The organism is Aphanizomenon sp. CS-733/32, assembly GCF_028330045.1.
GTDB classification, from domain to species: domain Bacteria; phylum Cyanobacteriota; class Cyanobacteriia; order Cyanobacteriales; family Nostocaceae; genus Dolichospermum; species Dolichospermum gracile.
Window position 1 is genome coordinate 1 of sequence record NZ_JAQMSE010000096.1, and the last position, 8,948, is coordinate 8,948.

Genomic DNA, 8,948 nt, shown 5'->3' on the forward strand with positions numbered 1-8,948 from the left:
CGACTAGAAGTCGCAGCTACACAGACGAAACCCACCTTCGTGGGTTCAAAAGCCTTGATTTTTCGTTAGTCCACGCAGGTGGACTTTGTTTGTGTAGTAGCGATTTCTAATCGCCGGAAACTTTTCAAACATCCTCTTAGCAGCATTTAAAATATTTGAAGCTGAGGAAAATGAAAAAAATGGCGAATTAATTCCTAATCATCATGATCATGTGAATCAAGCTATTGAATATTTTGAAAATCTTGAACATAAATTGCTACAATCACAAATAGATCCAGAAGCGTTAGGAGGGGTAGCGCAAAATGCTAAGAAGTTCCTGTCTCAAATTATCAATCATCCCAAAATTACGGAAAACCAAAAGGAAAATATTAAAAAAATTATCATTTTGATTGATATAGGAAAATACACTAATTTACCTGCTGATGTTGACAAGTTGCAAAGGAAAAAGTTAAAATTAGATACTGCTATTTTAGAAATTGATAAAATTGCCCAAAAATATAGTGTAGATTCATCCAATTTCCAAAAAGGAGACAAAAGAAAAGTTGAGAAACCAATATTAATTATTTCTGAATCTTTTATGTAAAACAATATTTATTGTAGGTTGGGTTGAGGAACGAAACCCAACACACCCTGTTATCCTCCCTGTTAATGTTGGGTTTCACTTCGTTCTACTCAACCTACAAAAATTAAATCAATATTTTTTTCATCATTAAAAAAAGTTCAGGGATTTTATTATGAAAAAACAACAAATTCAAAACCTATTTAATCAACGTTACAATCAAGCTACATGGAAGCAATTTTTAGGACAAGCATTTGCTAATTCTCAATTATTATCAACTCCTAAAAACTTGCCAGATATTGATTATCATGTTGCTACTAACGCCCAAACTTTAGGCTATATATTACTCAATGAAGATGGTATTAAAAGACAAATTGCAGTTTATGAAGTCACACTAGCAGATGGAATTATTTTAGAACGTAATCGCGTAGGATTAAGAAATTTATTGCGTAAATATTGGAAAAATATTGATGCTGCTTTTATTGTTTATCATCATCCAGAAAGTGTCAATTGGCGGTTTACTTATGTTTCTGAATTAACAGGTTATAATGCAGATGGGGAATTTATAGAAATTAAAACCGAACCTAAACGCTATACTTATATATTAGGTAAAGATGAAAGTGTTAGAACTGCTATAGAACGATTTGAACGGATTATTAATAAGGGTAATAAAGTTAGTTTAGATGATATCAAAGAAGCGTTTTCTGTTGAGAAACTTTCTAAAACATTTTTTGATGAATATAAAAAGCATTATGATGGTTTTTGTAAATATATCATTTTCCAGCCCGGTATTTCTCAAACCGTCTTTAATGGTGATGAAAAAGCTATTCGTGATTTTAATAAAAAGTTATTAGGAAGGATTGTATTTTTATATTTTATCCAGAAAAAAGGCTGGTTAGGTGTACCAGAAAATAAAGATTGGGGAAAAGGTGATCATCATTTTTTAACTAATCAGTTTACAAGTTTTACCCATAAAGAACTTTTTTATCAAGATTTTTTATCTGTGCTGTTTTTTGATACTTTAAATACAAAACGCGCTAATGATTTATTTATTAAAAATCCATCTTATAAAATACCCTATTTGAATGGTGGTTTATTTGAGGAAGATAATCCAAATCATCGTAATTTAATTTTTCCTGATCATTTATTTGCAAATCTGTTTAACTTTTTTGATCAGTACAATTTCACTATTTATGAAGATGATCCTCTTGATCATACCATAGCTGTTGACCCGGAAATGTTAGGACATATCTTTGAGAACTTACTAGAAGATAATAAAGATAAAGGTGCATATTACACTCCGAAAGAAATTGTCCATTATATGTGTCAGGAAAGTTTGATTGAATATCTAAATACCTATTGTCTAAACTGTGATTTTTCTGATTTAGGGATTACTTTGATAGAAGAAACTCAAAAGGAGTTGATTACACAATTCATCAAGAAGAAAGAAATCAATATAAATATTCTCGAAGAATCAAGCAAATCAAAGGAATCCTATAAATCATGGTTCAGACATTTGAATATTGCATTGGATAATGTGAAGATTTGTGATCCTGCTATTGGTTCGGGTGCTTTTCCTATGGGTTTGTTACATGAAATATTTACCGCAAAACAAACTCTACATACTTTTGAATTTGGGAATACGACTAATTTTAATGCTTCGGAAGTCAAGTTAAATATTATCCAAAATAGTATTTATGGGGTGGATATTGAACGCGGTGCTGTGGATATCGCTAGATTGCGTTTTTGGTTGAGTTTAATTGTAGATGAACCTGAACCGAAAGCGTTACCTAATCTTGATTATAAAATTGTGGTGGGTAATAGTTTGGTGAGTAAGTTTGGTGATGATATTATTGATATTGATTGGGATATAAAAGATGTTACACAAGGAAGTATTTTAGTTGATGTTTACCAACCTCAAGCAATTTTAAGGAAAATTAGTGATAAACAAATGCAGTTTTTTAATCCAGATAGCGATAAGAAAAAATTAGCTGCTGATATCCGTAATTTGAAAATTGATTTGCTGATAAGTCAATTACAATTGATGATTAAAACTAAAGGTATGGAAGATAAACCCACTGGTAAAGGTAAAACTTTAACTAAGCAAACGGAAATTTATTTACAAACTGTTGGTTGGAAACAAAATATTCAGGAACTTAAACAATTAAAGAATTATCCTGATAAGTCTCTTAATTTCTTTGATTGGAAGTTAGATTTTCCTGAAGTGATGAATCAGCAAGTTGTGGAAAATGTGGGTTTTGATATTGTCATTGGTAATCCTCCCTATGGTGCAAAATTAAGTACATTAGATATTAAATTCTTTAAAGAAAAGTATCAAATAAAAACTTCTGAAACAGCTATTCTTTTTGTTGAAAGAGGTATTTCATTGAATAAAAAAAAGGGGATAAAAACATATATTATTCCCAAATCATTCACTTTTGCATCGAATTATTCAGATATAAGAGATTTTGTTAAAAAAGAAATTGCTTTGATTGCAGACTGTGGAAAAGCATTTGATAATGTAAAACTTGAGGCTTGCATTATTTCTATCCACAAAGGTAAAACAATAGATAACTATAAATCAATCTTATTTAAAGCTGATAAATCTTTTGATTTTATGGGTAATATCCACAAAAAATTAAAGATAAAATTTGGGCTTTTCCCTAATGGAATTAATAATAGTGAACTCATTCTTGGTAATAAGATTTTTGAAAAAAGTCATTTTTTAAATGATATTGCTGATAATAGTAGAGGTGAAATTGGATTACAAAAACATTTAGTTACAGAAGGTAAATATGCAGTGATTGGAGGTAAGGATATTAATAAATATGGAATTAGAAATATTAAAGGATATATTAATGATGCAAATTTAATTAGTGAAAAAGCAAAAATCAATAAAAATTCTGTACTTGTGCAAAATATTGTAGCGCATATTACTAAACCTTATGAACATATTCAAATTATTAGCTGTATCCCTGAACGGTTACCTGATTTAATTTTAGTAGATACTATTAATCAAATTACTATTACAAAAAATAAGATATCATCTCAATATATTTGGTGCTTATTAAATTCAAAACTTGTAAATTGGTATGCTTATATTTTTATATTTGGGAAAGCCATTAGAACAATGCACTTTGATAGTTCTGTAACATCTCGTATTCCTATTATGTTAAGTTGCGAAAATACCCAGAACATATTTATTAAAAAAGCAGAAAAAATTATAACCCTCAAATCTCAAGGGAAAGATACCACCGCATTAGAACAACAAATAGACAACATGGTTTATAAACTTTACGAATTAACCTATGAAGAAGTAAAAATAATAGATCCTGAAAATACATTAACAGAAAAAGAATATGCAGCCATAAAACTAGAAGATGTTTAGATCCCTATTTAGATCCCCGACTTCTTTGAGAAGTCGGGGATCTGAATGATATAAATAAATATGCTATAATATCAAATCATCACAAATATCACCGGGGATCAAAATTATATGACTCTCACAATTAACAACTTAGAAAAAATAGAACAAATATTAAAAGATGATGATAACGACTATCAAATATTACCTAAATTCTGGCAATTAGTACCACCTTTTGAAGCGGAAAGTCCAGAAGCTAAGATTGAGGAAAAATAACTTACATCTGTGTAAATGTAGATGTAGTTGTAATATGAGGTTTCCATACCCTTACTCAATTATCAGATGGTTTTCGTAGTATTATAGCCTTAGCAGGAGATTTAATTTGGCGTTTACTGCAAACATTTTCTCATTTTGATGATCCACGTCAAGCATCAGGTATTGTATTAATAGATGAATTAGATATTCATTTACATCCCGTTTGGCAAAGATTGATTGCTAAAAAACTAAGAAATGTTTTCCCTAATCTACAATTTTTTGTAGCTATTCATAGTCCTTTCATTACTGCTGGGGCTGGAGATGATGCACTAACTTTAAAGCTAAAAATGATTAATGGAGAAGTGGAAATAGAGGAAGTGGAAAATATTGCGGCTTATGATTTTGATTATATTTTAAGAAGTCCTGCTTTTGGTTTAGTTTCTACTCATTCTCCAGATATACAGGATAAAATTGATCGTTATGATTATCTAACAACTATCAGAAATAATTTACAAGGAAATGAAATAGAAGAATATGAAACATACTTATGCTAAATTTACTCGTGTTGATGATTTAGCTGATTAAAAAAATATACAGCACTTCCTTCTGTTATGCGGTACAAGGTTAACAGTCAGGATGCCTGTTCCACAAGGGTTTTATTAAGCACAATTGGAGGAAGAATAATGCGTTATACAGTAGTAATTGAAAAAGGAAATAGCAGTTATGGTGCTTATGTTCCCGACTTACCCGGTTGTGTAGCTGTAGCTGAAACATTAGTAGAAGTTCAACAAATGATTGTTGAAGCAATAGAATTTCATATAGAAGGTTTAATAGAGTCAGGTTTACCAATTCCCCAGCCTACAAGTATCGCCCAAGAAGTTGAAGTTTTGATTTAATTTAAGTAGTAAATTCCTATATTATCCAGATAACTTAATAATTTTGTTTAGAAATCCCCAACATCTTAAAGAAGTCAGGGATCTGGGGAATTTGAATAAATATGTTATAATATTAAATCATCACAAATATCACCGGAGATCAAAATTATATGACTCTCACAATAGACAACTTAGAAAAAATAGAAAAACTCTTAAAAGATGATAATAACGACTATCAAATAGAATTACAAGAAGGAAATATCTTAATTATGGGTCCATCGGATATAGAATCTAGTGAAATTGGTGCTGAATTGATTAGATTATTAGGTAATTGGATCAAACCTCGTAAATTAGGGCGAATATTTGACTCTAGCGGTGGGTTTATTATGCCAAATACCGACTTACGCGCTCCCGATGTGTCCTTTGTTGCCGCCGCAAGATTAAAACGGACAGTGAGAGATTTTGCTAAATTAGTTCCTGATTTAGTAGTAGAAATTAAATCAAAAACTGATAGAGTTGCTAAATTAGAAGATAAACTCAAATTGTTTTTAGAATTAGGCGCAAAGGTAGGAATCTTAATCAATCCTGATGAATTAACTGTTACTGTTTATCGTCCTCATGGTAAAATTATCTTATTAACAAAAGATGATAAATTAACTGTAGATGAATTATTTCCGGGTTGGGAAATTGCTATTTCTGAATTATGGCCTCCTGTATTTGAATAGGTGTTTAAAGTAGTATCCCGTAATTTTTACCTCCCCTTACTCCCCCCTTGTAAGCTACTACACACAAGGGGGAAGGGAAGAAATTTCCTGATTCTTTCTAAACTCCTGACTCGGTGACTCCTATTCTTTGAGTAATAAATAGAATAGTAAACCGTTACCGCCAGAAATACCAGCGCGATCGCCTGCTAATTGACCAGAACCCATGAAATAATCAACTCTTCCCGGTCCTTTAATCGCACTACCTGTATCCTGATCCAATACAAACCGGTTAACTAGACGAGATTCCAGTTTGCCACGATTAGTAGGATAAGGAAAGGAATTGACAATCAGTGCCAGTGCGCCCGGTGGCATCACAGACTTATCTGTAGCAATGGAACGTTCCGCGGTGACAGGGACAAGAATACTACCTGTAGCCGGCGTACCGTTAGTTTCTGCAAAGAAAACAAACCTTTCCCAACGTGGTAAATAATTACTTAACTCCTGGGGATTTTGGCGAAAATAAGTAATTAACTTAGGCATGGTTAAACCACTCAGTGGCATTTTCCCATCCTTTGCTAGTTCTCGACCGATAGAAGTCCAAGCATAATCAGTTCCTCCAGCAAAACCAACGGATGTTCTGCGTCCATTAGTTAATCTAATTTGGGCAGAACCTTGGATATGAACCATGTATGCGTCTAGACGATTACGAAACCAAAGAATTTCTAAACCTCGCAACCTGCTTTTATCCCCCAGTAACCCATCCTTGCCTTCCAAATCAACCCGTTTAGGATGGGGTTTTGGCCATTTCTGGAAATCCGGTGGCAGACGATAAAGAGGATACTTGTATACAGAATCACTGACTCTACTGGCAACATACACAGGCTCATAATAAGCTGTAAACTTAACAGTTCCCTTGCCATCGTTACCTACAGACTGGTAAAACACAAACTCCCGTCGTACAGCAGCTTGTAGTTCAGCCGCCGACTGAGAACTCACAACCAATTGCCGAAAGCGTACCAAACTGCGCTGCACCCGATTCAGGGTAATTTCCTTAATTGGGTAATCTTGATAGGCTGTAACAGCTTTATTACTTGCCAAATAGCGCAAACTGTTATCTATGGAGGTCAGCAATGCTTGTTTATCCCCCTGTTTACCCCAAAGTTGTTCATCCAAACCTAAGCAATTCTGGGGGGTGCAAACAGTTTCTAAATCAATAGGTTGGAGTGCTGGTACTACTACAGGTGGTATTTCCGGAGTTACTGGTATCGTGACTGGCTGTGAATTAGGAGCTTGAGCTATAACTGAGGAAAGTGGATTTATAAAAGCAATTCCCAGACTTAAGGCCAGCAAAGTAAGGTTTTTTCTCATGTTTATCTTTCAATACTAGAATTAAATACAGGTTCTACCCGAATTCCTGCAATCTTAGACGGGCGCACCACTAAATATTCGCCTTGAATATTCTTAATCGGTACGTTAATAAACTCATTTGAATCATGCTTTGGAGTTAATACGCCGCTATACCATTTTTGAAATTCTGGAAAGGTGGAAAAACGCACTTCTTCCCGATGTCCATTGTCTAGCAGCAAAAAAACAGCATATTCGTTAGGAGTTCTAGGCATAAATTTACACTACTGAAAATACATCTTCTCCATTGTTAACCACGTCGCACCATTATGAAAAGAATTATCTAGGAGTCAGGAGTCAGGAGTCAGGAGTAAAACTGGCTTGCTGTCTGGTTCGGAATTTAGATTCTGTACCTCATTAATCTGCAATTTGCTGTATCTAGGACTTACAGCGATTTCCAATCATATAAGGTACATCTTAGCCCCCTCCCCGCAAGCGATGAGGGGGTTGGGGGTGGGGTTCTTGTTCCGGGTTTGATGACAATTTGCTGTAGCTAAAATAATTTGAATTTGGCCAACTGGTTTTCAATTATTCCTGTCAGCATTTGCTTGAGTTCCGTACCACTTTGAAATTGTAAAACCTGCTGGGTGGGCAAATCAAAGGGAAATTGCCCTGACAAGTCTGGACGTTGCATTTGTACCAGTAAAATCTGCTCAGTCCGTTTACTGTGGATAGCATAACCCATTTCTACACAGACATGAGGACTGGGAATTAATTGATTTGTTTCCTGACTGTCAATGCTAGTTATGGCAGTGGTATCAGCAATAAATAATAAACTCTTACGGATTTTTCTCATGCTGGCGCGACTTAAACGCAAACAAGCATTTTTGGGACGAGGTGATTCTACTAAGGTCAGGGGAAAATGCGATTTTTCATTTATACTTTTTAAAGTGGTAAGCAATTCTTCTTTGAGAAGATCATTAGCTGTCCCATATTCGGTTTGATAACAGAAATATATTGTCGGATCTAATTGGGCTAATACAGCCTGTTTAGTAAAATAAATTTCATGACTAATCAAGTCAATGTTAGCTACAGAATATCCACCGCTGCCTTCAATATAAAACTCAATATTTTCTCCTTCTAAATATCGCCCAAACCAAGTTGATGTTTTTACTGCGTCGCTATCCTCTAAAAAGTCTGCTCGTAATCCTGATTTTAATAGGCTTTTTTTACTCAGCCGAATATCTGGAGGACGTTTTTCCAGTTCTGTAATCGGTTCATAATCCGGTAGATACCACGCTTTGAGCGCAATAATTGACATAAGGCGCTATTTTTAATGTCTCTTTCTATTTAATTCTAGTCCAAAATTACAAACAACAACACCCAAACATCTACTCGCCTGTTGATTTCCTCTTCTTGTTGATCCTAGCCAGGGATGTACCACCTCCCACCAACTTGACAAACAAGTGATGGAAATCAGTCACAGCGCCCCCTGATCTTCAGTCATGTGAGGAAATATCAGCTTTCGCGTTGGGTGTCGTTGTTTGTTGACGAGACAGATGTAAATTAAACAGCGCTTTTACCTCTTATTTAACTTGTGGTTTCTCTCTTCTTTCTCTCTAGCTGTCGTATCTGCCAGGGAAGCTATACCTGCTTCAACTATTAGGATAACAGCTTTAAATTCGATAGGACATTTTTGCAATTAAACTTTAGTGACGTACTCCACACACTCCCTTTCAGGTGAGTGTGGGCTTCTCAGTGACTCCTCTATGAGGACATTAACTGAGCTTTAAGACCGTGCGCCCCACGGTTCTTTGGTTTTGAGATTTGTTTTTTGTTTTGTAGGC

8 protein-coding genes and 1 pseudogene are annotated in these 8,948 nt (G+C 34.3%); 6 read left to right on the forward strand and 3 right to left on the reverse strand.

The annotated features are described in order from the left end of the window. The first annotated feature begins 211 nt into the window (after positions 1–211). The 6 genes and pseudogenes from PN471_RS07425 to PN471_RS07450 all read left to right on the forward strand — a co-directional run bounded on the left by PN471_RS07425 (position 212) and on the right by PN471_RS07450 (position 5,778). Entirely contained in the window at positions 212–583 is a 372-nt protein-coding gene (locus PN471_RS07425) for a hypothetical protein (RefSeq protein WP_271776298.1), read from the forward strand. A gap of 151 nt (positions 584–734) precedes the next feature. Further along, positions 735–3,947, forward strand: a complete 3,213-nt coding sequence (locus PN471_RS07430; RefSeq protein ID WP_271776299.1) for an Eco57I restriction-modification methylase domain-containing protein — start codon at positions 735–737, stop codon at positions 3,945–3,947. Positions 3,948–4,055: 108 nt separating this feature from the next. After that, positions 4,056–4,199, forward strand: coding sequence for a hypothetical protein (locus tag PN471_RS07435; protein WP_271776300.1), 144 nt, complete (start codon positions 4,056–4,058; stop codon positions 4,197–4,199). A gap of 62 nt (positions 4,200–4,261) precedes the next feature. After that, positions 4,262–4,732 (forward strand): annotated as a pseudogene (locus PN471_RS07440) (AAA family ATPase); the annotation flags it as partial. Between the two features lie 129 nt (positions 4,733–4,861). Continuing rightward, positions 4,862–5,074 carry a type II toxin-antitoxin system HicB family antitoxin gene (locus tag PN471_RS07445; RefSeq protein ID WP_271776301.1) on the forward strand — a complete coding sequence of 71 codons (213 nt, stop codon included), beginning with the start codon at positions 4,862–4,864 and terminating at the stop codon, positions 5,072–5,074. Positions 5,075–5,223: 149 nt separating this feature from the next. Further along, the gene (locus PN471_RS07450) at positions 5,224–5,778 is read left to right on the forward strand and encodes a Uma2 family endonuclease (protein ID WP_271776302.1); all 555 of its coding nucleotides are present in this window, start codon (positions 5,224–5,226) and stop codon (positions 5,776–5,778) included. Positions 5,779–5,898: 120 nt separating this feature from the next. On the opposite strand, the gene mltA is transcribed toward PN471_RS07450, so the two are convergent. From mltA to PN471_RS07465, 3 genes are all read right to left on the reverse strand, one after another. Then, positions 5,899–7,125, reverse strand: a complete 1,227-nt coding sequence (gene mltA / locus PN471_RS07455; RefSeq protein ID WP_271776303.1) for a murein transglycosylase A — start codon at positions 7,123–7,125, stop codon at positions 5,899–5,901. A 2-nt stretch (positions 7,126–7,127) separates the two neighbouring features. Next, a complete protein-coding gene (locus PN471_RS07460) occupies positions 7,128–7,376 on the reverse strand; it encodes a hypothetical protein (protein WP_168643314.1) in 249 nt (82 codons plus the stop codon). A 278-nt stretch (positions 7,377–7,654) separates the two neighbouring features. Continuing rightward, positions 7,655–8,422 carry a hypothetical protein gene (locus tag PN471_RS07465; protein WP_193895908.1) on the reverse strand — a complete coding sequence of 256 codons (768 nt, stop codon included), beginning with the start codon at positions 8,420–8,422 and terminating at the stop codon, positions 7,655–7,657. Positions 8,423–8,948 lie beyond the last annotated feature (526 nt).

Bases quoted from the DNA above. Each gene is read 5' to 3' on its own strand.
- PN471_RS07435 (WP_271776300.1), top strand. From the start codon at position 4,056: ATGACTCTCACAATTAACAACTTAGAAAAAATAGAACAAATATTAAAA.
- PN471_RS07465 (WP_193895908.1), bottom strand. From the start codon at position 8,422: ATGTCAATTATTGCGCTCAAAGCGTGGTATCTACCGGATTATGAACCG.
- PN471_RS07450 (WP_271776302.1), top strand. From the start codon at position 5,224: ATGACTCTCACAATAGACAACTTAGAAAAAATAGAAAAACTCTTAAAA.
- PN471_RS07445 (WP_271776301.1), top strand. From the start codon at position 4,862: ATGCGTTATACAGTAGTAATTGAAAAAGGAAATAGCAGTTATGGTGCT.
- PN471_RS07430 (WP_271776299.1), top strand. From the start codon at position 735: ATGAAAAAACAACAAATTCAAAACCTATTTAATCAACGTTACAATCAA.
- PN471_RS07460 (WP_168643314.1), bottom strand. From the start codon at position 7,376: ATGCCTAGAACTCCTAACGAATATGCTGTTTTTTTGCTGCTAGACAAT.
- mltA (WP_271776303.1), bottom strand. From the start codon at position 7,125: ATGAGAAAAAACCTTACTTTGCTGGCCTTAAGTCTGGGAATTGCTTTT.